Genomic DNA, 25,019 nt, shown 5'->3' on the forward strand with positions numbered 1-25,019 from the left:
GTCAGACGGTGTCTTTATCAAAGTCTTCGGGGGTGATGTAAGTAGAAAAGGCGTCAGGATCCACACCGATCACGACCGTTCCCAATAAACGCTCTTGAGCTGTGCCCCGGTTGACCCAGTCCATATTCAACAGTGTGCCGGATCCGTGCATTTCACTGTAGATTTCGTCCTGTTCATTTCTCAGCCGGGCAATCTTTCGACCAGCGTAGCCTGGAAGTTCATTGATCTGCGCAGAGATAAGTTCGGGCGCATACAGTTGTCCAACATAGGCCACATGCCGGTCGTTATGCTGTTCATCCAACTTCCTGACCGTCACATGAATATGGACGGATCGGCCGGCATAGAATCCGGGAAACACCGAGAGAAAACTGCAATTACCGTACTCGTTGGTCAGGCCACAACCTCTGAGGTAGCTGTCCTCATCGGTTCGTGGTATCGAGCCAATCTCTCCGGAAGGCGCCTCCTGATCGGGGTCTACCTCACTCCATCCCGAGTAAAGCCCTTGGGCATTACAATGCCAGATATCCACCAACAGGCCTTCGACAGGCTCGCAGGTATTAAAGTTGACGATGTTGAGCACCAACTCCATCGGCACTCCATCGGCACCCTCGGTTATGTCATATCGTTCAAGTCGGTCGTTCCGGAAATAAGGTCCGGCAATTTGCTCAGGCGAAAACACACACAGGGTTGCCTGGGTCTTTTCAAGATCGTTAAAGTGCGCAGCTTTAATGAAATCTTCCATTTTAATATCCCTATTCATTTTTAATACCTGTTCCATACAGGTGGCCGGCTCAGAATATCCAAACCGAGTGAAAACAGGGCGGCATTATGTTTTAAGTTATGACGTTAGTTCGTGCTATCAAATACGACGGGCAAAAAAAAACGGTGCACCGACCAAGCGCACCGTAAAGCCGTAGAACACACAACGAAGTGTAGGGTGAAGCGATCAGTCCAGCAGCGCCAAGGCCTCGGCGGTGCATTCCTGAATGCGGGTCCAGTCGCCGTTCTTGATCCACTCCGGATCAAGCATCCAGCTACCGCCCACGCACATGACGTTTTTCAGCGCCATGTAGCTCTTGATGTTGGCAGGTCCCACGCCGCCGGTCGGGCAGAATTTCACTTCGCCGAACGGGCCGCCCAACGCCTTGATGGCCGCAACGCCACCGCTGACTTCGGCCGGGAACAGCTTGAAGCGGCGGTAACCCAGGCCGTAGCCTTCCATGATGCCCGAGGCATTGCTGATGCCTGGCAACAGTGGAATCGGGCTGGCGACGCTGGCTTCCAGCAAGTCACGGGTGATGCCCGGCGTGACGATGAACTGCGAGCCCGCCGCTTCCGCCGCCGCCAGCATCTGGCGATCCAGCACGGTGCCGGCACCGGTCACCAGCTCCGGACGCTGCTCGCGCAGAATCTGGATGGCCTTGAGGCCGAATTGCGAACGCAGGGTCACTTCCAGGGCTGTCAGGCCACCGGCCGCGAGCGCGTCCGCCAGCGGCAGGACGTCCTGCTCGCGGGCGATGGTGATCACCGGCAGGATCCGCGCTTTCGCGCAGAGGCTGTCGATCAGGGCAACTTTGTCCGCCATGGAAACGGTCGGGGATGGGTTTGTCATAGCGGCTGTTCCTTGGCTCATGGGCACCAGAAAATCTCTAACGTGGGTTGCAGAAATGCGCGCACCGGCATTGCGGCGACATCGTCGCCGGCCAGTGCGGTACTCAGGGTGGTCAGCTTGGACTGACCGGAAATCGATAGAACCTTGTGCTTGGCCGAGGCCAGCAGCGCGCGACTCATGGTCAGGCGCTGGTGCGGCACGGTCGGCGCCAGCATCGGCCAGCAACGACGGACGCCATCGGCCTGCAATGCCTCGGCAAGGTTCGGGCTGTTGGGGAACAGCGACGCGGTGTGGCCGTCATCGCCCATGCCGAGGATCAGCACGTCGATCACCGGCAGTTCGGACAGCAAGCGGTCCGCCTGTTCCGCCGCCTGTTCAAGGTTGGCGCTGGCGCTGTACAGGCTCAGGAACTGCGCCTTGGCCGCAGGCCCTTGCAACAGATAACGCTTGATCAGGCCCGCGTTGCTGTCGGCGTGTTCCACCGGCACCCAACGCTCGTCGGCCAGGCTGACCACCACGTTCGACCAGTCCAGCGACTGCTTGGCCAGGTGCTGGAAAAACGCCACCGGACTGCGGCCACCGGAAACCACCAGGGTCGCAGTGCCCTGGGTGTCGATCGCGTCGCTCAATTGCTTGGCCACATTCAGTGCCAGGCTTTCAGCCAGCAACACCGGGCTCTTGAACGCATGGGCGCTGACGCCCTGCGGCAGTTTCAGTTTAGATATCGCCATACCACGACCTCCCGTCCCGCGTGATCAGAGCAATGGAGCTCATCGGCCCCCAGGACCCGGCCGCGTACGGCTTGGGCGCATCACCGGATTTTTTCCACCCGGCGATCAACTGGTCACACCACTTCCACGCGGCTTCGATTTCATCTTTACGGACAAACAGGTTCTGATTGCCGCGCATTACTTCCAGCAACAACCGCTCGTAGGCATCGGGAATCCGTGCGCTGCTCCAGGTGTCGGAAAAATTCAGCTGCAACGGACCGCTGCGCAGCTGCATGCCTTTGTCCAGGCCTTGGTCTTTGGTCATCACGCGCAAGGAAATGCCTTCGTCCGGCTGCAGGCGGATAATCAGCTTGTTGCTGATTTGCAGGCGCTGCTCGGGAGCGAAGATGTAGTGCGACGGTTCCTTGAAGTGGATGACGATCTGCGACAGCTTCTGCGGCATGCGCTTGCCGGTACGCAGGTAAAACGGCACGCCGGCCCAGCGCCAATTGCGGATGTCGGCACGCAGGGCGACAAAGGTCTCGGTATCGCTCTGGGTGTTGGAATTGGGTTCTTCCAGGTACCCCGGCACCGCTTTGCCTTCGCTGTAGCCGGCGATGTACTGGCCGCGCACCACCTGGGTGGTCAGGCCTTCCGGGCTGATCGGCGCCAGGGCCTTGAGCACCTTGACCTTCTCGTCACGGATACTGTCGGCGGACAGGTCGGCCGGCGGGTCCATGGCGATCAGGCAGAGCAGTTGCAGCAGGTGGTTCTGGATCATGTCGCGCAGCTGGCCGGCCTTGTCGAAGTAACCCCAGCGACCTTCGATGCCGACCTTCTCGGCCACGGTGATTTCCACGTGGGAGATGTAATTCTGGTTCCACTGGGTTTCGAACAGGCTGTTGGCGAAACGCAGGGCGATCAGGTTCTGGACGGTCTCTTTGCCCAGGTAGTGGTCGATGCGGTAGGTGCGGTTCTCCGGGAAGAACTGCGCCACGGCGTCGTTGACCTTGCGCGAGGATTCCAGGTCCGAACCGATAGGCTTTTCCAGCACCACACGGGTATTTTGCGCCAGGCCGACCTTGGCCATGTTCTCGCAGATCGCGCCGTAGACGGCGGCCGGCGTGGCGAAGTAGGCAATGACCCGTTGCGTGGTACCGGCCACCTCGGCCAGGGCCACATAATCTTCGGACTTGAGGAAATCGACGTGCAGGTAACTCAGGCGCGCCAGAAAACGCTCGACCACGGCTTCGTCCAGCTCTTTGGCACCGACATAGCGGCGCAGCTCGGAGGCGATGAACGCCAGGTGTTCCTGCTCGCTACCCGGCTCACGGGCCAGCGCGATGATTCGCGTGTCCTCGTGCAACAGGCCGGCGCCGTCGAGTTGATAAAGGGCAGGAAACAGCTTGCGCAAGGCCAGATCGCCAAGGGCGCCGAACAAGGCAAAGGTGCACGGTTCAACCGTAATCGAGAGCATGATGTTTGTTCTTTTATCAAGTTAAGCTACAAATACCTTTTTTCAAGGCATCACTCAAGGGAAAATGTAGTAATAACCACAACATTTTCGCAAAATACAGATTCCGAGTGGTGGTCGGTCTGAGCCATCAGTAGGATAGGCCACCGTCATGGGCCTCACCAAAGGCCCTTTTTGCATTAGCCGCGCGCTTATCGGCGCCGGTGAATCAAGGATACTTATATGGACCGCGTGCGAAATTTACTGGAGCAAATCCAGAATCGCCTTGAAGAGCTGAACAAGGCCGAACGCAAAGTCGCCGAGGTGATCCTGCTCAACCCGCAGCAGGCCACCCGCTTCAGCATCGCCGCCCTCGCCCAGGCCGCCTCGGTCAGCGAACCGACGGTCAACCGTTTCTGCCGTTCGTTCGGCGTCAGCGGCTACCCCGAACTCAAGCTGCAACTGGCCCAGAGCCTGGCCAGTGGCGCCGCGTACGTCAGCCGTGCGGTGGAGGCCGATGACAATCCGGAGGCCTACACCCAGAAGATCTTCGGCAGCGCCATCGCCTCGCTGGACAGCGCCTGCCAGGCACTGGACCCGAACCTGATCAGCCGCGCCGTCGACCTGCTGATCCAGGCCCGGCAGATCCACTTCTTCGGCCTCGGCGCCTCGGCTCCGGTGGCCCTGGACGCGCAGCACAAGTTCTTCCGCTTCAACCTCGCCGTCACGGCCCACGCCGACGTGCTGATGCAGCGCATGATTGCCTCGGTAGCCCATACCGGCGAGTTGTTCGTGATCATTTCCTACACCGGTCGCACCCGCGAACTGGTGGAAGTGGCGCGTATCGCCCGGGAAAACGGCGCCTCGGTGCTGGGCCTGACCGCCGAGAACTCGCCGCTGGCCAAGGCCAGCACCCTGAGCTTGAACATTCCGCTGCCGGAAGACACCGACATCTACATGCCGATGACGTCGCGGATCATCCAGCTGACCGTGCTGGACGTACTCGCCACTGGCATGACGTTGCGCCGGGGCGTGGATTTCCAGCCACACTTGCGCAAGATCAAAGAGAGCCTGAATGCCAGCCGGTATCCGGTGGGTGACGAGTTCAATTAATTAAAAGATCGCAGCCTTCGGCAGCTCCTATAGGTGTGCACACGCCTTTGTAGGAGCTGCCGAAGGCTGCGATCTTTTGATGTGCTGTTAACCCCCCACCCGCGCCTGCAAACTCAAATGCGCCCGCTCCCCAGGCGCCAGACTCAAACTGTCCGTCCCGCCACTCGCGGCTTCTACACAAACAAATTCGGATATCTCGTTCCAGGTCACGCCAAGCAACGGCCGCGAACCGGGATGCCACACCACCGTGTCGGCCGTTTCGCCCGTGTCGATGCACAACGCCCGCTGCCAGGCGTGGTCGTTGAGCTGCAATTCGCCGTCATGCTGGAACACCCGCTGGCAACCGCCGTCCACGCGCAACTCGCCTTCCTGCTGACACACCTGTCGGCTCAACTGGTCATAACCCTGCGCGCCGTCGAGCCCAGACAGCGCTATCTCACTGACATCGCCAATACGCCAGTAAGCATGCAAAGCCTGGCTCATCTGGCACGGCATGTCGTCCTGATGCTCGGTGCTCAGGCGCAAGTCCATGCGCTCCCCCAGGTGCGCATGCAGGTCCACCTGCCAGTCGCACAACTTCAGCTGCCAGTGCAGCCGCACGCCTTCGTCGTCACTGCTGCTGTCGAGGAGCTTCCAGTCGAGCAGCCGCGCCCAGCCATGGGACGGCCAGGCGTTTTCGCTCGGATGCCGGCCATACCAGGGCCAACACACCGGTACCCCCCCGCGAATGGCCCCGACCTGCGGCCACTTTGCCGCGCACCACAGCCAGGGTTTTTGCCCCTTGGGCTGGAAGTGCAGCAACTGCGCGCCCTGCCGACTGAACACCGCCTGACACAGCGGATGATCGATCACCAGCACGTCGCGCATCTGATAGCGCTCCCACGCGAACACCGGACGTTCGCGCAAGGATTTGAAGAAGCGTTGTAGCGGATGCTCAAGCATTTACTACGGTCCTGAAAATCATGGGTGTACTCATACTGTTGCGGCCAGCGAACCACTGTGGCGAGGGGGCTTGCCCCCGTTGGAGTGCGAAGCGCTCCCAATACTGTCGCCGCGGGTTATCTGAAAGAACCCGTTGGCTGTTTTTGGGGCTGCTTCGCAGCCCAACGGGGGCAAGCCCCCTCGCCACAGTTGCGTTCGACACAACATTTCTTGTCAGCCCTCGCAAAAAAAAGCGGACAGCCATGGCTGTCCGCAAATATGCGCACATGGAGAGAAGCTTATCGCAGACGCGTTAGAACACCGACTGAATTTTCAGGCCGGCCACCAGCGCGTTGTCCACTTCATCCACACCACCCGGGTGAGTGACGTATTGCAGGTTGGGACGTACGGTCAGCCAGTTGGTCACGTGGAAGCCGTAATTGATCTCGTAGTTGTATTCGGTTTCACGAATCGGCGAGAACAGCGGATTGTCGTATTCCGAAACACCGTTGGCCACGTTGGTCAGTTCAGCGTTTTTCTTCACGTCATCGTTGACATGGATACGGGCGAAACCGATGCCCACGTCATCCTTGGGACGTGCGTCGAACGGGCCCTTGTACACGAACATCAACGACTGGTAGTTGTCGATGAAGTTGGTGTCCTTGTCGTGGAAGGTGGCGTTGGCCGCGATGTTCAGGCCACGGGAAGCGTCGCCGTTGTGGCTGGTGAGTTGCTGCTGCGCAACGAACCAGTAGCCGTGCTTGCTATCGTGGACGCGATAAGGGTTGCCGGTGGTCGCGGCATCCTGGCCGTTGTCGTCCTTGAGAACGTCGTCGGCATTGGCGGTGCTTTTGTAGTAACCGACACGGTATTCGCCCGGCAGGCTGTTGACCTTCGGCGACCAGACCAGTTCGACCGGCAACACGGTGCCTTCAGTACCACTGCCGCTGAGCTTGAAGCCGTTACCGTGTTCCAGTTGCGTCGGGTTCTGGTTGTACGCACCAATCTGAGCATAGAGCTCGTCATTGATGTGGTACTTCACACGGATCGCCGCCTGGCTGACCGGCCAGTTGTACCAGATGTTGGTGGCCCAGTTACCGACCTGGGATCCGCAGAACGCCAGGTTCTGGAATTCGCACGGGAAGGTGTTGAAGTCTTCACCTTCACCGAAGTAACCGGCCTTGACGTCCAGTTTGTTGTCGAAGAACTGGTGCTGAATCCACAACTGGGTCAGACGCACCATGTGGCCACGACCGTAGACTTCCTGGGAGGAACTCAAGGTGCCGGCACGCGGGTCGCCGATACGGTCGTTGGAGATGTTCTCGCCGTTACGGTTGGTGAGCTGGATCTTGGCCTGGGTGTTGTCCCAGCCGAACAGTTTTTCCAGGTCCAGCGCCGCGCCCAGGCCGAACTGGTCGGCGTAGCGCGCGGTCTTGTCATCGTTGAAGCCGCCATGCAGGTTGCCGCCGACTTCACCGACGTAGTCCATCTTGATGTCGATGCCTTGCTCGATCAGCTTGGTACGCTCGCCACCCCAATCGCCCGTCATCCACTTGGAGTCGGAGCTGAACGCTTCATCGGCCATCGCATTGCCGGCCAGAACCAGTGCTGCCGCTGCTGAAACCTGGCAGATCAACCGGGCCTTGTTCTTCATCTTCATCCCTACATCCTCGTTTTATTGTTATTAACTTTTCTTCTTTAACGCGGTTACATCTGGTGCAATGCGCGACAGGCCGTGCATTGCGAATCCCCCCCTGTAGGAGCGAGCTTGCTCGCGAGAAACCTGAGAGCGCCGTGGGGTATCAGGTTTCCAGTGTCATCGTTGACGTCCATCGCGAGCAGGCTCGCTCCTACAGGTTTGTTCTTCAGCGGCCTTTGAATTGGGCGACGTTGGCGCTGTGCGCTTCGGTTTTCGGCACGCCGGCCACCCCCAGGCGCTCCCCGGTTTTGGCATCGAACAGCAGCACTTTCGCCGGATCGAATTGCAGGGTCAGGGTCTCCCCCACCGCAGGCGCCACGTCCGGCGCCAGGCGGCAGCAGACCTTGGTGTCATTGAGGTTGACGAAGACCAGGGTGTCCGGCCCGGTCGGTTCGGTGACCTGGACTTCGGCACGAATGGTCGGCAAACCGTTCGCTTCACCGTTGGCCAGGATGATCTGTTCAGGGCGCATGCCGAGGATCACTTCGCGGTCTTCGAGACCGGCGTCCTGCATGCCCAGCGGCAACTCGCAACGGGCCTGGCCGCTGTCGAGCAGCGCCAGCAGGCGACCGTCCTTGCGCTGCAGGCGCAGCGGGATGAAGTTCATCGGCGGCGAACCGATGAAGCTCGCCACGAAGAGGTTGGCCGGGTTGTTGTAGATGTCCTTCGGCGTACCGAACTGCTGGATGATCCCGTCCTTCATCACCGCCACCTTGTCGCCCAGGGTCATGGCTTCGATCTGGTCGTGGGTCACGTAGACCGTGGTGGTTTTCAGGCGCTGGTGCATCAGTTTCATTTCGGTGCGCATCTCGACCCGCAGCTTGGCGTCGAGGTTGGACAGCGGTTCGTCGAACAGATAAATCTTCGGCCGCCGCGCCAGCGCACGCCCCATCGCCACGCGCTGTTGCTGGCCACCGGAGAGCTGGCCGGGCTTGCGGCTGAGCAGGTGTTCGATCTGCAACAGCTTGGAAACCCGAGCGACTTCTTCGTCGATTTCCGCGGTCGGCATTTTGCGGATCTTCAGGCCGAAGGCGATGTTGTCGCGCACGCTCATGGTCGGGTACAGCGCGTAGGACTGGAACACCATGGCGATGTCACGATCCTTGGGGCTCATGCCGCTGATGTCGGCGTCATCCACCAGGATCGCGCCGCCGCTGATGGTTTCCAGGCCGGCGATGCAGTTCATCAGTGTGGATTTACCGCAGCCCGACGGGCCGACCAGGATCAGGAACTCACCGTCATCGATTTTCAGTTCGATGTTTTTCAGGGTGTCCGGCAAGCCGGGGCCGTAGGTCTTGTTGACGTTGCGTAATTCGAGAGTTGCCATCTTTCTACCCCTTGACCGCGCCGGACGTCAGCCCACGCAGGAAATACTTGCCAGCGAATATGTAGACCAGCAGTGTCGGCAGCCCGGCGATCATCGCGGCGGCCATATCAACGTTGTATTCCTTGGCCCCGGTGCTGGTGTTGACCAGGTTGTTCAGGGCCACGGTAATTGGCTGGGCATCGCCGCTGGCGAAGACCACGCCGAACAGGAAGTCGTTCCAGATCTGGGTGAACTGCCAGATCAGGCAGACCATCACGATCGGGATCGACATCGGCAGCAGGATTTTCAGGAAGATCGTGAAGAAGCCCGCGCCATCGAGCCTTGCGGCTTTCACCAGCGCATCCGGAATACTCACGTAGTAGTTGCGGAAGAACAGCGTGGTGAACGCCAGGCCGTAGACCACGTGCACCAGCACCAGGCCGGTGGTGGTGTTGGCCAGGCCGAATTTGCCGAGGGTGAACGAGGCCGGCAGCAGCACGGTCTGGAACGGCAGGAAGCAGCCGAACAACAGCAGGCCGAAGAACAACTGCGAGCCACGGAAGCGCCACATCGACAGCACGTAGCCGTTCATTGCCCCAATGAAAGTCGAGATCAGCACCGCCGGCACGGTGATTTTCACCGAGTTCCAGAAGTAGCCGCCGACCACGTCCCAGGCCTTGATCCAGCCGATGCCGTCGATCACGGTCGGCCAGCTCAGCAGGTTGCCGGTGCGGATGTCTTCCGGGGATTTGAAGCTGGTCAGCAGCATCACCACCAGCGGGATCAGGTACACCGCCGCTGCCAACAGCAGGGTGGCGTAGATCGCGATGCGGCTGAAACTGATGCCCGATTTTCCGAGTTGATTAGTCATGGCGTTTGCCTCGCAGCTCGGAGTACAGGTACGGCACGAGGATGGTCAGCACGGCGCCGAGCATCAGCATGGCGCTGGCCGAACCGATGCCCATCTGGCCACGACTGAAGGTGAAGGAATACATGAACATCGCCGGCAGGTCGGATGAATAACCCGGGCCGCCCGCAGTCATCGCCGCGACCAGGTCGAAGCTCTTGATCGCGATGTGCGCCAGGATCATGAAGGCACTGAAGAACACCGGACGCAGGCTCGGCAGGACGATCTTCAGGTAGATGGTCGGCAGGCTCGCACCATCGACTTGCGCGGCGCGGATGATCGATTGATCGACACCGCGCAGGCCGGCCAGGAACATCGCCATGACAAACCCGGAGGCTTGCCACACGGCGGCGATCACCAGGCAGTAGACGACACGATCCTGATCCACCAGCCAGTCGAGACGAAAGCCTTCCCAGCCCCAGTCACGCAGCATCTTGTCCAGGCCCAGGCCAGGGTTGAGCAGCCATTTCCATGCGGTACCGGTGACGATCATCGACAGCGCCATCGGGTACAGGTAGACGGTGCGGATGAAGCCTTCCTTGCGAATGCGCTGGTCCAGCAGCACGGCGAGGAACACGCCCAGCACCAGGCTGATGCCGATGAACATGCCGCCGAACACCGCGAGGTTCTTGCTCGCGACCCACCAGCGGTCGTTGTCCATCAGGCGCATGTATTGCTGCAGGCCGACCCACTTGTAGCTCGGCATGAAGCTGGAATTGGTGAAGGACAGAATGAACGTCCAGATGATGTAACCGTAGAAGCCAACCAACACGATCAGCATGCTCGGCGCGAGTACCAATTTGGGTAGCCAGCGTTGCAGCGCATCGAACGGTGAGGCTTTGCTGAAAACCGCCACAGAGCTCATCGGGATAATCCAGGTTTAGATTTCGGGATCCGTAGGAGCTGCCGCAGGCTGCGATCTTTTGATCTTGATTCTGAAAAACAAAATCAAAAGATCGCAGCCTGCGGCAGCTCCTACAGGGGGGGTGCCAAGGGATTACTGGGCGGCTTTGACAGCCGACGCCAGTTGGGCGCTGGCCTTGGCCGGGTCAGCGTCCTTGTCGTTCATGAAGTTGGTGACCACGTCGAAGATCGCGCCCTGCACGGCCAGGGAGGTGGCCATGTTGTGCGCCATGCTCGGTTGCAGGCCGCCGGTCTTGTCGTCCGCAATGAAGTCCTTCGCCGACTTCTGGGCGCACTCGTCGAAGCCGAGCTTGTCCATTTCGCCCAGCATGTCGTTACGCACCGGGATCGAACCCTTGTTCATGCTGAAGACTTTCTGGAAGTCGGTGCCCAAGGCGACCTTGGCCAGGTCTTGCTGGGCGGCGATATCGCCCTTGCGATCAGCCTTGAGCTTGAACACCGCCAGGGAGTCGATGTTGTAGGTGAAGGCCTTTTCAGTGCCCGGGAACGCTACGCACAGGTAGTCCTTGCCCGCGACTTTCTTGGCCGCCGTCCACTCGCTTTTCGCCCAGTCGCCCATCATCTGCATGCCGGCCTTGCCGTTGATGACGTCGGCGGCGGCGATGTTCCAGTCACGACCGGCACGGTTCGGGTCCATGTAGCCGGTGATCTTTTTCAGCTCGGCGAACGACTTGGTCATTTCCGGGCCGGACAGGGTTTTCTGGTCCAGGTCGACCAGGGCTTTCTTGTAACCGTCGGCGCCCATGACCGAGAGCACCACGTCTTCAAACACGGTGCTGTCCTGCCAAGGCTGACCGCCGTGGGCGAGCGCGATGAAGCCGGCGGCCTTGAGCTTGTCGCCGGCGGCATAGAATTCTTCGAGGGTGGTCGGGGCTTTTTCGATCCCGGCTTTCTTGAACACTTCCGGATTGATCCACAGCCAGTTGACGCGGTGGATGTTCACCGGCACGGCGACGTAATCGCCTTCGTACTTCACGGTGTCGGAGACTTTCTTCGACAGCAGGCCATCCCAGTTTTCCGCCTTGGAAACGTCTTTCAACGCATCGGTGCTGAGCAGGCCGGTGCTGCCCCACTCCTGGATGTCGGGACCCTTGATCTGCGCAACGCCTGGCGGGTTGCCGGCTACGGCGCGACTCTTGAGCACGGTCATGGCCGTGGAACCGCCGCCACCGGCGACTGCGCCGTCCTTCCAGGTGAAGCCGTCTTTTTCGACTTGAGCCTTCAGGACATCGACCGCTGCTTTTTCACCACCGGAGGTCCACCAGTGAACGACTTCAACGGAACCTTTGGATTCGGCGGCCAGGACACTGAGGGGGAGCGCAGACAGGGAAGCGAGAGAAATGACAGTAGCGAGGCGAGAAATCGCATTCATCTAGGAGCACCTTTCTTGTTGTTATGCATGCAAGTCTGTTGCTTGCGCTGCATAGGATTCTAAACAGGGGATATCCCCTCGCAGGTAACGAAGGGATGCGCGAATGTCACCGCATGGTTACATAGAACCGCTCTGGGACAACTGCGCCAGCGCCGTTGCCATGCTCGGCGCCAGCGCCAGGCGCGGAATCAGCACGGCTTGCCAGGCATGGTAAAGGTCAGGCTTGCCGGGCCAGATGTCGGCACTCGGGCGGTTTTGCGGATCGAGTTCGTGATACCAGCTGCCATCGCAGCGGTCGATGAAATGACTGTCACAGAATTCCCAGAACAGGCGATACCACTGCTCGTACTGCACGTCACCCGTGCGCTTGATCAGCGCACTGGCGGCGGCACTGGCTTCGCAATGGGTCCAGTGCAGTCGATGGCGGACCACCGCTTTGTTGTCCCAATCCAGGGTGTAGACAATCCCCGGCGCGCCATCGATGTTCCAGCCGTGACGACAGTTGTGCTCGAAGAGTTTTTGCGCATCGGTGACCAGCCAGCCCGGCGTGAGCATCCCCGCGCTCACCCGCGAAGCTTCGAGGTGCAGCAACAGCCGCGCCCACTCGAAACCGTGGCCCGGGGTGGTGCCGTAGGGGCGAAAACCGTCCGCCGGATTGTCACGGTTGTAGTCTCGCAGTGGCTGCCAGTCGCGGTCGAAATGCTCGATCACCAGGTAGTCGTTGGCAGCGGCGTGACCATGGATCACGCGTTCGACGATGCGCTGGGCGCGGCACAACCAGCGGTTGTCTTCAGTGACATCGGCCAGGGCGAGGAAGGCTTCGGTGGCGTGCATGTTGCTGTTGGCGCCGCGATAGGCTTCCTCTTCACTCCAGTCGCGATTGAAGGATTCGCGCATCGCGCCTTCTTCTTCACTCCAGAACCAGGTGTCGATGATGTCGATGGCATCATCGAGCAAGGCTTGCGCACCGGGACGCTGTGCGACCACCGCAGAACTGGCGGCCAGCGCGACGAAGGCATGCAGGTAGGCGTTCTTGCCGGTGTTGCCGTCGCGATGTTCGGCAGTGGCGAACCAGCCGCCGTGAACCGCATCACGCAGGGGCCCGCGCAGTGCCGCAACGCCGTGATCGACCAGTTCGGCAAAGCCTGGCAAACCCTGAATGTGGGCCATGGCGAAGCTGTGGGTCATGCGTGCGGTGTTCATGGTCTGGGCTTGCGCATCGGCCGGGAGGCGGCCCCTTTCATCGAGGTTGCCGAAGCCTTCAGGGAGTTTGGAAGCCTTGGCAAAACTCAACAGGCGCAGGCCTTCGGCGGCGAGCCATTGCTGATGAGCAGGTGCGTTCAGCCAACTGCTGAAGGCTGGTTGGAGGGTGTCCATGGCGTACCTTTTTTGTTGTTATGACTGAGGGGGAGCATAAACAACGGACGAAGGTCGGCTTGTAACGAAGGGGGTGGGTTATGTCACCAGGCTGTGACATTTATCTTGAGGGATGTGTTGAATCTTCTAACGCCTTCGCGAGCAAGCCCGCTCCCACAGTTGATCGCATTCCATCTGGATGAACTCGGTCAAATGTGGGAGCGGGCTTGCTCGCGAAGAACGATAACGCGGTCTGACTAGTCAACGCTGCGTGGCAACTGCAGGGTCACCCGCAACCCGCCCTCACGCAGGTTCTGCAAGCTGACCTCACCACCATGGCTATGGGCAATGTTGCGGGCAATCCCCAGCCCCAACCCATACCCCTGCTGCTGCCCGGCCAGACGGAAATGCGGTTCGAACACCTGCTCCAGCCGCTGCTCCGGCACGCCGGGCCCTTCATCATCGACATGCAGGATGAACGCGCGGTCATCGTCATCGATGTGCAGGTGCGCGTTCTGCCCGTACTTCAACGCATTGTCGATCAGGTTGCCGATGCAGCGCTTGAGCGCCAGCGGCTTGCCCGGATACGCCGCCAACGCCCGCCCCTGCTGGGTCACGCGACCATTGCCGTTGGGCGCCAGGTACGGTTCCACCAGGCAGTCGAGCACATGGTTGAGGTCAACCGGCTCGATGTTCTCGTGGATGTCGGTGTCCTTCACGCATTGCAGCGCGCCCTTGACCAGCAACTCGAGCTCGTCCAGATCGCGCCCGAACTTGGCTTGCAGCGTTTCGTCTTCGAGCAATTCAACGCGCAGGCGCAAACGGGTGATCGGCGTGCGCAGGTCGTGGGAAATCGCACTGAACAACTGGCTGCGCTCGGTCAGGTAACGGCTGATGCGCTCGCGCATGGTGTTGAAGGCGCGCCCGACCTCGACCACTTCGCTACCACCGCCCTCGGCCACCGGTTCCACGTCGGCACCCAGCGACAGATCGCGCGCGGCCCGCGCCAGGCGCTTGAGCGGACGACTCTGCCAGTGCACCAGCAGGCCGATGAACAACAGCAGAAAGCCGCTGGTCAGGACGATGAACCACACCTGTTGTGCCGGCAGGCCCTGTTCTTCAAGGCTGGTGTAAGGCTCGGGCAGCAATGAGGCGATGTACAGCCATTCACCCGGCGCCATCTGGATCTGCGTGACCAGCACCGGCGGGTTCACCGGTTCCAGGGTCAAGGCGTAGTGCGCCCAGGAGCGCGGCAACTCATCGAGCTTCAGGCCGCCATTGAAGATGCGCAGGTCTTCCGGGCTGACGAAGGTCACCGAGATGTCCGTGTCCTGGCCGAGGGACTGGCGCAGCACCTCGTCCACCGCCTTGAGCACCGCCTCTTTGCGCGGGGTGATGGGCAGCACTTCCATGCCCAGGGGTTTGTCGTTGAGCGTGACCACGAACCGGGTGCCGCCCATGCTGCGCAACTGATCGAGCACCAGGGGCCGAAACGCCACCGGCAACGAACGGAAATAACTGACACTGGCCGTCATCGAATGGGCCAGGCTGCGGGCGCTGGTGACCAGGCCCTCGAGCTGCGTGGCGCGCAGTTGCGACACCCAGATCACACTCGACAGCGCCTGGGCGAACAACACGGCCAGTAAGGTCAACAGCAACATCCGCCCGAGCAGCGAACGCGGCATCGGCACCCTGGCGGCAAGCTTGCGGAACATCTCAGTGGCCATTGCCGGCAACCACATTGGCCGCCAGTTGGTAGCCGCTGCCACGCACGGTGCGGATCAACCGTGGCGGTTTTTCCGTGTCGCGCAGGCGCTGGCGCAACCGGCTGACGGCCATGTCGACGATGCGATCCAGCGGCATCAGTTCACGGCCACGGGTCGCGTTGCCGATGGTGTCGCGGTCGAGGATTTCCTGCGGATGGTCGAGGAATAGTTTCAGCAGTGCGAAGTCGGCGCCCGAAAGAATCACCTCTTCGCCATCGATGTGAAACAGCCGATGGCTGACCATGTCCAGGCGCCAGTCATCGAAGGCCAGCACCTCACCGCCGTTACGCTCCTGACCGAACTGCGCGCGGCGCAGCAACGCCTTGATCCGCGCCTGCAATTCCCGTGGGCTGAACGGCTTGCCGAGGTAATCGTCGGCGCCCAGCTCCAGGCCGATGACCCGGTCGGCTTCGTCGGAACTGGCGGTGAGCATGATGATCGGCACCTGCGCCTGGCGCGGATGCTGGCGAATCCAGCGACACAGGCTGAAGCCGTCTTCGTCGGGCAGCATCACGTCAAGGATCACCAGGTCGGCCGGCGCCTCGTTCAGCGCCTGGCGAAAACCGGCGCCATCGGCAGTGGCACGCACCTGGAACCCGGCGCGAGTCAGGTAGGTGTCCAGCAACTCGCGTATCTCTTGATCGTCATCGACCAACAAAATCGACTTGTTGACTGAGCTCACTTCGAAGGCATCCTTGTTGTTTGAATTGGGCGGATTATGCCTGATGAACCTTGAAAAATTGTTGCCTGTTCTGGCCTCATCGCGGGCAAGCCCGCTCCCACAAGGTTATGTACACATTCTGAAAATGCCGGTGATCCTGTGGGAGCGGGCTTGCCCGCGATGAAGGCGACTCGATCTCAAGCCTGTTCGAGCGCTACTCCCGCGCCAACAAGTCCGGAATACGGCGCCGTCACCAGCCACACCGGAATCCCCTTGAAGTAATCGCTCATGCACCCCTTGTCGGCGAAGCAGCGGGCGAAACCGCTTTCGAGGAAGAAATCGGCAAACCGTGGAATCACCCCGCCAACGATGTACACGCCAGCGCGTCCACCGCTGGTCAGCACGTTGTTGCCCGCCACGCGACCGAGCCAGCAGCAGAACTGCTCAAGCACTTCCACGGCAATCGGGTCGCCCGCCAGCCCGGCGGCGGTGATGGCTTCCGGCGTGTCGAGCACAGGCGTGTGCCCGTCCACCGCACAGATCGCCCGGTAGACACGGGGCAAGCCGCCGCCGCTCAACGCGGTTTCAGCGCTGACGTGACCGATCTCGTTGAAGATGTGCTGCCAGAGTTGGGTTTCACGCGGGCTGCTCAATGGCAGGTCGACGTGGCCGCCCTCCCCTGGCAACGCAGCAAACCGGCCCTCGCCCAGATCGAGCAAGGTGCCGACGCCCAGGCCGGTGCCCGGGCCAATCACCACGGCCGGGCGCAACGGCTCCGGCGTGCCTTCGCAGACCACGCGGAATTCGCCGGGCTGCAAACGGGTCATGCCCAGGGCCATGGCCGAGAAGTCGTTGACCAGCAACAGTTGATCCACCTGCAAGGTCTGGCAGAACCCTTTGCGGCTCAGACGCCAGTGATTGTTGGTGAACTTGAACTCATCGCCACTGACGGGACCGGCCACCGACAGGCATACCGAACCGATCGAACCCGGCGCCAGCCCCAGACCATTGAGGTAGAGGCTGATCGCTTCTTCCGGGCTGGGGAAGTCCGCCGTTGCCAGCACCTGGACCGATTCCAGCTGCTGGTTTTTCCACAACGCGAAACGTGCGTTGGTCCCACCGATGTCACCGACCAAAGCCAGTTTCAATTAAGCGTCTCCAGGGCAGAAGTGAAGGCGCTGGCGCCCTGCTCCGCCGAGCTGAAGGCCATGCGCATGAAACCAAACAGTTCGCGACCGGTGCCGATGTTGTTGCCCAACAGGCCCTTGGCCGGCGTGCGCGCTGCGAATTCTTCGGCGTCCACCTTAAGCTCCAGGGTGCCTTTGACGCCATCGACGCGGATGATATCGCCCTCTTGCACCCGCGCCAAAGCGCCGCCGACATAAGCTTCGGGGCTGACGTGAATGGCCGCCGGGATTTTCCCCGACGCACCGGACATGCGTCCGTCAGTCACCAGCGCCACCTTGAAGCCGCGGTCCTGCAATACGCCGAGGAACGGCGTCATCTTGTGCAGCTCGGGCATGCCGTTGGAGCGCGGCCCCTGGAAGCGCATCACCGCGACAAAATCCTTCTCCAGCAAACCGGCCTTGAACGCATCGGCCAGGTCCTGCTGATCCTGGAACACCATGGCCGGCGCTTCGACGATCTGGTTTTCCACGGCGACGGCGGAGACTTTCATCACCCCGCGACCGAGGTTGCCTTCCATCACCCGCAGGCCACCTTCGGCCGAGAACGCGCGGGCCACCGGCCGCAGGATGGTTTCATCGAGGCTGTCGGTCACGCCTTCGCGCCACACCAGTTCGCCGTTGTCGAGGAACGGCTCCTGGGTATAGCGGCTCAGGCCATGACCCATCACGGTGTTGACGTTTTCGTGGAGCAGCCCGGCTTCCAGCAGTTCGCGGATCAGGAACGACATGCCACCCGCGGCCTGGAAGTGGTTGATGTCGGCCTTGCCGTTCGGGTAGACGTGGCTCAGGGTCGGCACCACCTCGGAGAGGTCGGCCATGTCCTGCCAGGTCAGTTGAATGCCCGCCGCCATGGCGATGGCCGGCATGTGCAGGGTGTGGTTGGTCGAGCCGCCCGTGGCGTGCAGCGCGACAATCGAGTTGACCAGCGAACGCTCGTCGACGATTTCGCCGATCGGCATGAAGTCGCCGTTCTGCTTGGTCAGGCGCGTGACCTGGTGCGCGGCTTCGCGGGTCAGGGCGTCACGCAGCGGCGTGTTCGGGTTGACGAAGGATGCGCCCGGCAAGTGCAGGCCCATGACTTCCATCAGCAACTGGTTGGTGTTGGCGGTGCCGTAGAAGGTACAGGTGCCAGGGCTGTGGTAGGACTTCATCTCCGATTCCAGCAGCTCCTCGCGGGTCGCCTTGCCTTCGGCGTATTTCTGGCGCACGTCGGCTTTCTGCTTGTTGGAAATGCCCGAGACCATCGGCCCGCCCGGCACGAAGATCATCGGCAGATGGCCGAAGCGCAGCGCGCCCATCATCAGGCCCGGCACGATCTTGTCGCAGATACCGAGCAGCAGCGCGCCGTCGAACATGTTGTGGGACAGCGCCACAGCGGTGGACAGCGCGATCACTTCGCGGCTCGGCAGGCTCAGCTCCATGCCCGGCTCGCCCTGGGTCACGCCATCGCACATGGCCGGGGTGCCACCGGCGAACTGGCCGACGGAGCCGATTTCGCGCAGGGCCTTTTTGATCAGCTCCGGAAAGACTTCGTACGGCTGGTGCGCCGAGAGCATGTCGTTATATGACGAAACAATCGCGATGTTCGCGGCGTTCATCATCCGCAGGCTGTGCTTGTCGTCGCTGCCGCAACCGGCCACGCCATGGGCGAAGTTGGCGCATTGCAGCTTGCTGCGCATCGGACCGTCGCTGGCCGCACCGCGAATCAATGCAAGGTAAGCCTCACGCGTGGCGCGACTGCGGGCGATAAGCCGTTCGGTGACCTCAAGGACGCGGGGATGCATGTGTAGAACTCCAGGCTAACGGATGTGGCGACCTGATTGTCTATGCTGATCAAAGGCCGGTGTCGATGGGATGACAGACGGTTTTCTTGATCGGTTGGACCAGTTGATTCAGGTCACTCGTTGTAGATTGAACAAAATATTGCCATCAAAAAGGCTTGTTTTCTATTTTTTTGCGAATAATCTTGTAATTCCAACAACAAAACGACGGTAGCGCCGCACTATGACTCTTCGAATCGCAATCAATGGTTTTGGCCGCATCGGCCGTAATGTCCTGCGCGCACTCTATACCCAGGGCTACCGTCAGGATCTGCAGATCGTCGCCATCAACGACCTGGGCGACAGCGCAATCAATGCTCATCTACTCAAGTACGACACCGTTCACGGCACGTTCGATGCCGATGTCCAACACGACCTGGAGAGTCTGACGGTCAACGGCGACCGCATTTCGGTCAGCGCCATTCGCAACCCCGCCGACTTGCCCTGGGCTGCGGAAAAGATTGATGTGGTGTTCGAATGCACCGGCCTGTTCACCGACCGGGCCAAAGCCGCCGCGCATATTACGGCCGGCGCGCGCAAAGTGATCATCTCGGCCCCGGCCAAAGGCGCCGACGCCACCGTCGTTTATGGGGTGAACCACGACATTCTGCGCCAGTCGCACCAGATCATTTCCAACGCGTCGTGCACCACCAACTGCCTGGCCCCGGTGGCCCAGGTGCTGCACCGCGAGCTGGGCATCGAAAGCGGTCTGATGACCACCATTCATGCCTACACCAACGACCAGCACCTGACCGACGTCTATCACGTCGATCCGTACCGCGCCCGTTCGGCCACCCAGAACATGATCCCGAGCAAGACCGGTGCTGCTGAAGCGGTGGGTCTGGTGCTGCCGGAACTGGCGGGCAAATTGACTGGCATGTCGGTGCGCGTCCCGGTGATCAATGTGTCGCTGGTGGACCTGACTGTGCAGCTCAAGCGCGAAGCGTCGGCCGATGAGGTCAATGCGCTGATGAAAGAGGCCAGCCAGCACTCGAAGATCCTTGGGTACAACACCCTGCCGCTGGTCTCCAGCGACTTCAACCACAACCCCCTGTCGTCGATCTTCGACGCCAACCACACCAAGTCCAGCGGCAAGCTGCTCAAGGTCCTGGCCTGGTACGACAACGAGTGGGGCTTCTCCAACCGCATGCTCGATAACTGCCTGGCGCTGTGTAACGCCGAATAAAGCGCTGCCTGCTCACCTGTAGGAGCTGCCGCAGGCTGCGATCTTTTGATCTTGAATTTCAGCAGACCAAGATCAAAAGATCGCAGCCTTCGGCAGCTCCTACACGGGTATTTGCAACACTCACAGGCGTCTGGAGCAGCACGCAACTCACACAAAAGACCCTGGCGGCATCGCCGAATAAAGCACTGCCTACTCACCTGTAGGAGCTGCCGCAGGCTGCGATCCTTTGACCTTGAATTTCAGCAGACCAAGATCAAAAGATCGCAGCCTTCGGCAGCTCCTACACCGGTATTTGCAACACTCACAGGCGTCTGGAGCAGCACGCAACTCACACAAAAGACCCTGGGCGGCATCGCCGGGTAAAGCACTGCCTACTCACCTGTAGGAGCTGCCGCAGGCTGCGATCTTTTGATCTTCGCTGAAGACCAAGATCAAAAGATCGCAGCCTTCGGCAGCTCCTACACGGGTATTTTCAACACCTCACAGGCGTCTGGAGCAGCATCAATGATCGGCATTACTTTTACGCAAAAGACCCTGGCGGCGCGCAAGCGTATTGCCCTGGTTGCCCATGACCACTGCAAGGTGTTCTTGCTCGACTGGGCCGAACGGCAGAAAGACAAGCTGGCCCAGCATGATCTGGTCGCTACCGGTACCACGGGGTTGTTGTTGCAACAACGCCTCGACCTGCCCGTGGAGAGCATGATCAGTGGTCCGTTGGGCGGCGACCAGCAGCTCGGTGCGCAAATCGCCGAGCAACGGGTCGACATGCTGGTGTTCTTCTGGGACCCGTTCGAGCCACAACCCCACGACCCGGATATCAAGGCATTGCTGCGGGTCGCGGCCGTGTGGAACATCCCGGTGGCGTGCAACGAATGCAGCGCCGACTACCTGCTCAGCAGCCCGTTGATGGATCAGGCGCATCCCCATCGGATTCCCGATTACGCGAGCTATTTGCAGGGTCGGGCGTAAAGCTTCTGTTATGTGCCGGTCTGATGCTGCTTACGCTCGATCACGGCTGGCCGGTCTACCTGGCGATTGCCGGGATGGGGCTGGGCAACCCTCCTGAATTCACCCCGCGCTTTTTCCTCTTTTTACCCCCTTTTTCGGCACATTTTTCTGCGCAAACGTTCAACCACTACCGTTCGTCGGCAGCCCATTCATGTAACCTGGCCTTCACGCCGATGTGCATTGATCGGCGCTAAATGGATTTAGCGAGTGAGCCGCAACGGCTCACAGCCAACACTTCATCCATTCGCGAGTTCGCCCTATGTTCGACTCACTGTCCATCCGCCTGAAAATCGTCCTGCTGTCCGGTCTGTGCCTGCTGGGAGTAGTCGCCCTGATAGTGGGCATGAACATCTACCAGACCAATCAGAACGATGATCTGGTCAGCGATTCCAGCACTAGAATGCTCACCGCCAGTGTGCAGGACCTGCTGCAGGCCAAGGCCGCCGAACAAGCGGTGCGGGTGCAGAAGACGTTCGGTGAAACCCTGACGGTGGTGACCGCCCTGGCGGATCAGATCAAGGACATGCGCAACCTGGCCGCCAAGCGTTCGCTCGAGCCCGGCGCCTTGCGTGAAGAGTTGAACCAGAGCCTGAAAACCGCCTTCGAGCGCAACGCCAAGGTGCTGGGCATCTGGCTGGCCTTCGAACCCAACGGCCTGGACGGCAAGGACAGCGAGTTCGTCAACGACGCCGCCCGTCAATCCAACGAGGCCGGTCGCTTCGCTACCTATTTCAGCCGTGCCGGTGGTGAAACGCTGAACACGATCATGGTCGAAGAGGACATGACCAAGACCACCCTGAACCTCAGCGGCAATCCGTACAACGTCTGGTACACCTGCCCTCGGGACAGCAAACGCACCTGCCTGCTCGACCCCTACGCCGATACTGTCGGCGGCAAGGAAGTGTTGATGACCACCATTTCCGTCCCGCTGCTGGTGGACGGCAAGTCCATCGGCGTGGTCGGTGTCGACATCGCCCTCGACGCCCTGCAAGCGGCGGCGATCGACTCTCAGCACGACCTGTTCAACAGTGCCGGGCACATGCTCATCGTTTCCGGCACTGGCGTGCTGGCCGCCTACAGTGTCGATGCCGGTAAGGTCGGCAAGAGCATCGGCGACACCCTGGGTGCCGACGGCAAGGACATCCTGCAACTGCTTGGCAGTGGTGCACCGAAGATTCTCCAGCAAGGCGACCTGATCCGTGCGGTGTACCCGGTCAGCCCGATTGCCGATGCCAAGGCCTGGGCCGTGGTCATCGACCTGCCCAAACAAGTGCTGCTGGCCGACTCGGTGAAGCTGCAAGCGGTACTCGACGATGCCCAGCAAAGCGGCACGATCAAGGCCTTGTCGGTGGCGGTGATTGCCGGTGTGATCGGCCTGCTGCTGATGTGGCTCACCGCGTCCGGCGTGACCCGACCGATCAACAGCGTGGCGCAAATGCTCAAGGCGATTGCCAGTGGCGACGGTGACCTGACCCAGCGCCTGCACTACAGCAAGCAGGACGAACTGGGCGAACTGGTGAACTGGTTCAACCGCTTCCTCGACAAGCTGCAACCGACCATCGCGCAAATCAAGCAAAGCATCACCGATGCCCGCGGCACGGCCGACCAGTCTTCGGAAATCGCCCGCCAGACCAGTGAAGGCATGCAGGTGCAGTTCCGCGAAATCGACCAGGTCGCCACCGCGTCCAACGAAATGAGCGCCACGGCCCACGATGTCGCCAACAGCGCCTCGAACGCGGCCAACGCCGCCAAGGGTGCCGATCAGTCGGCGCGCGACGGCATGTCAATCATCGAGCGCAGCACCCGCGACATCAATCAACTGGCCGACGAAGTCAGCAAGGCCGTGACCGAAGTCGAAGCCCTGGCGGTGAACAGCGAACAGATCGGCTCGGTGCTGGAAGTGATCCGCAGCATCGCCGAGCAAACCAACCTGCTGGCCCTCAACGCGGCGATTGAAGCGGCCCGTGCCGGGGAAAGCGGTCGCGGCTTTGCGGTGGTCGCCGATGAAGTGCGCAACCTGGCCAAGCGCACCCAGGATTCGGTGGAGGAAATTCGCCTGGTGATCGAACGCATCCAGTCCGGTACCCGCGGTGTGGTCGCCACCATGCACTCGAGCCAGACCCAGGCCCACAGCAATGCCGGGCAGATCCAGCAGGCGGTCCAGGCCCTGAGCAAAATCAGCGACGCGGTCACTGTGATCAGCGACATGAACCTGCAAATCGCCAGCGCCGCCGAGCAGCAAAGCGCCGTCGCCGAAGAGGTCAACCGCAATGTCTCGGCGATCCGCACCGTCACCGAAACCCTGACCGGCCAGGCCACCGAGTCGGCGCAGATCAGCAGCCAGCTCAACACCCTGACCACCCACCAGATGAAATTGATGGATCAGTTTCGGGTGTAAGCAGCAGCACCGATAAATGTGGGAGCGGGCTTGCTCGCGAAAGCGTTGTGTCTGACAACAATGATGTCGACTGACACTCCGTCTTCGCGAGCAAGCCCGCTCCCACAGTTTTCACCTGGCTTGTCACCTGATTTGATCTAAGATCTCGCTCTCGTTCCGGAGGGCCTTCGATGACTGGTTTACTCACGTCCATTCAAGCCGCGCTCGGCTTGCCCAACACCCCGATCTCGTTCACCGCCACGGGCGCCCTGCCCTCGGCTTTTGCCGTCACCGAGCTGGCTTGCGCGAGCATTGCCGCCGCCGGCCAGGCCGTCAGCGAATTGCTGCACCAACAGACCGGACGCCGGCCCGACCTTGAGGTTGACCGACGCCTGGCGTCCTTCTGGTTCGGGACCTCGATTCGCCCGATCGGCTGGAGCGTTCCACCGCTGTGGGACCCGGTCGCCGGTGACTACGCCACCCGCGACGGCTGGATTCGCCTGCACACCAACGCGCCCCATCACCGCGCCGCTGCCGAACGCGTGCTCGGTGCCTGTGCCGACCGTACCGCGATGGCCGACAAAGTGGCGCAATGGGCGAAAAGTGACCTGGAACAGGCGGTGGTCGATGCTGGTGGTTGTGCCGCCGAAATGCGCACCTGGGATCAATGGCAGGTCCATCCCCAAGGCCAGGCAGTGAATGCCGAACCCTTGGTTCTGTTCGCCAACCACCCAAGCCAGAGCCACAAACCGTGGACAGGTTCAGTGGCTCGCCCCCTGGCCGGCATCAAGGTGCTGGACTTGACCCGGGTACTGGCAGGCCCCATCGCCAGCCGCTTTCTGGCAGGCCTGGGCGCCGATGTCCTGCGCATCGATCCGCCGACCTGGAACGAGCCAGGGGTAGTGCCGGAAGTCACGCTGGGAAAACGTTGCGCGCGTCTTGATCTGAACGACAAATCCGACCGCGCCGTATTCGAATCCCTGCTCAAGGACGCCGACATTCTGCTCCACGGCTATCGTGCCGATGCACTGGAGCGACTTGCCTTGGGCACAAATCAGCGCCGGCAACTGAACCCCGGCCTGATTGATGTTTGCCTCAACGCCTATGGCTGGAATGGCCCCTGGCAAAATCGCCGGGGCTTCGACAGCCTGGTACAGATGAGCAGTGGCATTGCCGAAGCGGGCATGCGCTGGAAGTCGGCGGACAAACCGACGCCATTGCCGGTGCAGGCACTCGATCACGCCACCGGGTATTTGATGGCGGCCAGTGTGATCAGGTTGCTGGCGCAACGGTTGAGCGACGGTACAGGTGGCTCGGCGCGATTGTCGTTGGCGCGCACGGCGAAGTTGTTGATCGAGCGGGGGCCGGGGACGGGTGAGTCGTTGCGCGGCGAAGATCAACAGGATCAGGGGATGCTGGTGGAACAAACGTCCTGGGGGCCGGCGCATCGGTTGCAGGTGCCGCTGAAGATCATCGGGACGCCACTACAGTGGACATTGCCCGCGACTGAACTGGGTTCACATCCCGCGCAGTGGTGGTGACCGTCAGATCGCCTTCGCGAGCAAGTCGGATCGCCGCACCGCCGCTCCCACATTTGATCGCGGTAACCTGTGGGAGCGGGCTTGCTCGCGAAGGCGTCAG

20 protein-coding genes and 2 pseudogenes are annotated in these 25,019 nt (G+C 61.0%); 7 read left to right on the forward strand and 15 right to left on the reverse strand.

All coding sequences use genetic code 11. From position 1 onward, the window contains the following. Position 1 precedes the first annotated feature (1 nt). From ACEN83_RS24050 to zwf, 4 genes are all read right to left on the reverse strand, one after another. A complete protein-coding gene (locus tag ACEN83_RS24050; protein ID WP_495578626.1) occupies positions 2-742 on the reverse strand; it encodes a peptidase associated/transthyretin-like domain-containing protein in 741 nt (246 codons plus the stop codon). Positions 743-946: 204 nt separating this feature from the next. Further along, the gene (locus tag ACEN83_RS24055; RefSeq protein ID WP_495578627.1) at positions 947-1,612 is read right to left on the reverse strand and encodes a bifunctional 4-hydroxy-2-oxoglutarate aldolase/2-dehydro-3-deoxy-phosphogluconate aldolase; all 666 of its coding nucleotides are present in this window, start codon (positions 1,610-1,612) and stop codon (positions 947-949) included. A 17-nt stretch (positions 1,613-1,629) separates the two neighbouring features. Continuing rightward, complete coding sequence (pgl, locus tag ACEN83_RS24060; protein WP_007974444.1) at positions 1,630-2,343, reverse strand: 6-phosphogluconolactonase; 714 nt, start codon at positions 2,341-2,343, stop codon at positions 1,630-1,632. Beyond that, positions 2,330-3,799, reverse strand: a complete 1,470-nt coding sequence (gene zwf / locus ACEN83_RS24065) for a glucose-6-phosphate dehydrogenase (protein ID WP_495578628.1) — start codon at positions 3,797-3,799, stop codon at positions 2,330-2,332. Before zwf ends, pgl begins: the two co-directional genes overlap by 14 nt. A 228-nt stretch (positions 3,800-4,027) precedes the next feature. On the opposite strand from zwf, the gene ACEN83_RS24070 reads away from it, so the two are divergent. Further along, a complete protein-coding gene (locus ACEN83_RS24070) occupies positions 4,028-4,888 on the forward strand; it encodes a MurR/RpiR family transcriptional regulator (protein WP_170948639.1) in 861 nt (286 codons plus the stop codon). 87 nt (positions 4,889-4,975) lie between these two features. Here ACEN83_RS24070 and ACEN83_RS24075 read toward each other — a convergent pair whose 3' ends face one another. The 11 genes from ACEN83_RS24075 to edd all read right to left on the reverse strand — a co-directional run bounded on the left by ACEN83_RS24075 (position 4,976) and on the right by edd (position 18,771). Then, entirely contained in the window at positions 4,976-5,830 is an 855-nt protein-coding gene (locus ACEN83_RS24075; protein ID WP_495578629.1) for a D-hexose-6-phosphate mutarotase, read from the reverse strand. A 292-nt stretch (positions 5,831-6,122) separates the two neighbouring features. Next, positions 6,123-7,469 (reverse strand): carbohydrate porin, encoded by a 1,347-nt coding sequence (locus ACEN83_RS24080; RefSeq protein WP_495578630.1) that lies wholly within the window; start codon positions 7,467-7,469, stop codon positions 6,123-6,125. Between the two features lie 205 nt (positions 7,470-7,674). Further along, positions 7,675-8,835, reverse strand: a complete 1,161-nt coding sequence (locus tag ACEN83_RS24085) for an ABC transporter ATP-binding protein (protein ID WP_095967934.1) — start codon at positions 8,833-8,835, stop codon at positions 7,675-7,677. A gap of 4 nt (positions 8,836-8,839) precedes the next feature. Beyond that, the gene (locus tag ACEN83_RS24090) at positions 8,840-9,685 is read right to left on the reverse strand and encodes a carbohydrate ABC transporter permease (protein ID WP_007974434.1); all 846 of its coding nucleotides are present in this window, start codon (positions 9,683-9,685) and stop codon (positions 8,840-8,842) included. Then, positions 9,678-10,586 carry a carbohydrate ABC transporter permease gene (locus ACEN83_RS24095; RefSeq protein ID WP_007974433.1) on the reverse strand — a complete coding sequence of 303 codons (909 nt, stop codon included), beginning with the start codon at positions 10,584-10,586 and terminating at the stop codon, positions 9,678-9,680. The genes ACEN83_RS24090 and ACEN83_RS24095 overlap by 8 nt, the downstream gene beginning before the upstream one ends. 132 nt (positions 10,587-10,718) lie before the next feature. Next, the gene (locus ACEN83_RS24100; protein ID WP_429394284.1) at positions 10,719-12,017 is read right to left on the reverse strand and encodes an ABC transporter substrate-binding protein; all 1,299 of its coding nucleotides are present in this window, start codon (positions 12,015-12,017) and stop codon (positions 10,719-10,721) included. A 117-nt stretch (positions 12,018-12,134) separates the two neighbouring features. After that, entirely contained in the window at positions 12,135-13,394 is a 1,260-nt protein-coding gene (locus ACEN83_RS24105; RefSeq protein ID WP_495578631.1) for a D-mannose isomerase, read from the reverse strand. 236 nt (positions 13,395-13,630) lie between these two features. Beyond that, on the reverse strand, positions 13,631-15,058 hold the full coding sequence (locus tag ACEN83_RS24110) for an ATP-binding protein (protein ID WP_015096573.1): 1,428 nt from the start codon (positions 15,056-15,058) through the stop codon (positions 13,631-13,633). Between the two features lie 31 nt (positions 15,059-15,089). Further along, entirely contained in the window at positions 15,090-15,821 is a 732-nt protein-coding gene (locus ACEN83_RS24115; RefSeq protein ID WP_007974429.1) for a response regulator, read from the reverse strand. Between the two features lie 176 nt (positions 15,822-15,997). Further along, positions 15,998-16,948, reverse strand: coding sequence for a glucokinase (locus ACEN83_RS24120; RefSeq protein ID WP_495578632.1), 951 nt, complete (start codon positions 16,946-16,948; stop codon positions 15,998-16,000). Further along, positions 16,945-18,771 (reverse strand): phosphogluconate dehydratase, encoded by a 1,827-nt coding sequence (gene edd / locus ACEN83_RS24125; protein ID WP_495578633.1) that lies wholly within the window; start codon positions 18,769-18,771, stop codon positions 16,945-16,947. The genes ACEN83_RS24120 and edd overlap by 4 nt, the downstream gene beginning before the upstream one ends. A gap of 220 nt (positions 18,772-18,991) precedes the next feature. Between edd and gap the strand changes: the two genes are divergently transcribed. The 6 genes and pseudogenes from gap to ACEN83_RS24155 all read left to right on the forward strand — a co-directional run bounded on the left by gap (position 18,992) and on the right by ACEN83_RS24155 (position 24,919). Continuing rightward, on the forward strand, positions 18,992-19,993 hold the full coding sequence (gene gap, locus ACEN83_RS24130; RefSeq protein ID WP_495578634.1) for a type I glyceraldehyde-3-phosphate dehydrogenase: 1,002 nt from the start codon (positions 18,992-18,994) through the stop codon (positions 19,991-19,993). 504 nt (positions 19,994-20,497) lie between these two features. Next, positions 20,498-20,962 (forward strand): methylglyoxal synthase, encoded by a 465-nt coding sequence (locus ACEN83_RS24135; protein WP_116582949.1) that lies wholly within the window; start codon positions 20,498-20,500, stop codon positions 20,960-20,962. Continuing rightward, positions 20,959-21,051 (forward strand): annotated as a pseudogene (locus ACEN83_RS24140) (DUF454 domain-containing protein); the annotation flags it as partial. The gene ACEN83_RS24135 and the pseudogene ACEN83_RS24140, both read left to right, overlap by 4 nt. 473 nt (positions 21,052-21,524) lie before the next feature. After that, a pseudogene (locus tag ACEN83_RS24145) lies at positions 21,525-22,541 on the forward strand (methyl-accepting chemotaxis protein); the annotation flags it as partial. A gap of 102 nt (positions 22,542-22,643) precedes the next feature. Continuing rightward, a complete protein-coding gene (locus ACEN83_RS24150) occupies positions 22,644-23,399 on the forward strand; it encodes a methyl-accepting chemotaxis protein (protein WP_376739137.1) in 756 nt (251 codons plus the stop codon). A 170-nt stretch (positions 23,400-23,569) separates the two neighbouring features. Beyond that, positions 23,570-24,919 (forward strand): CoA transferase, encoded by a 1,350-nt coding sequence (locus ACEN83_RS24155; RefSeq protein ID WP_495578635.1) that lies wholly within the window; start codon positions 23,570-23,572, stop codon positions 24,917-24,919. Positions 24,920-25,019 lie beyond the last annotated feature (100 nt).

This window comes from Pseudomonas sp. Pseusp49, assembly GCF_059491875.1.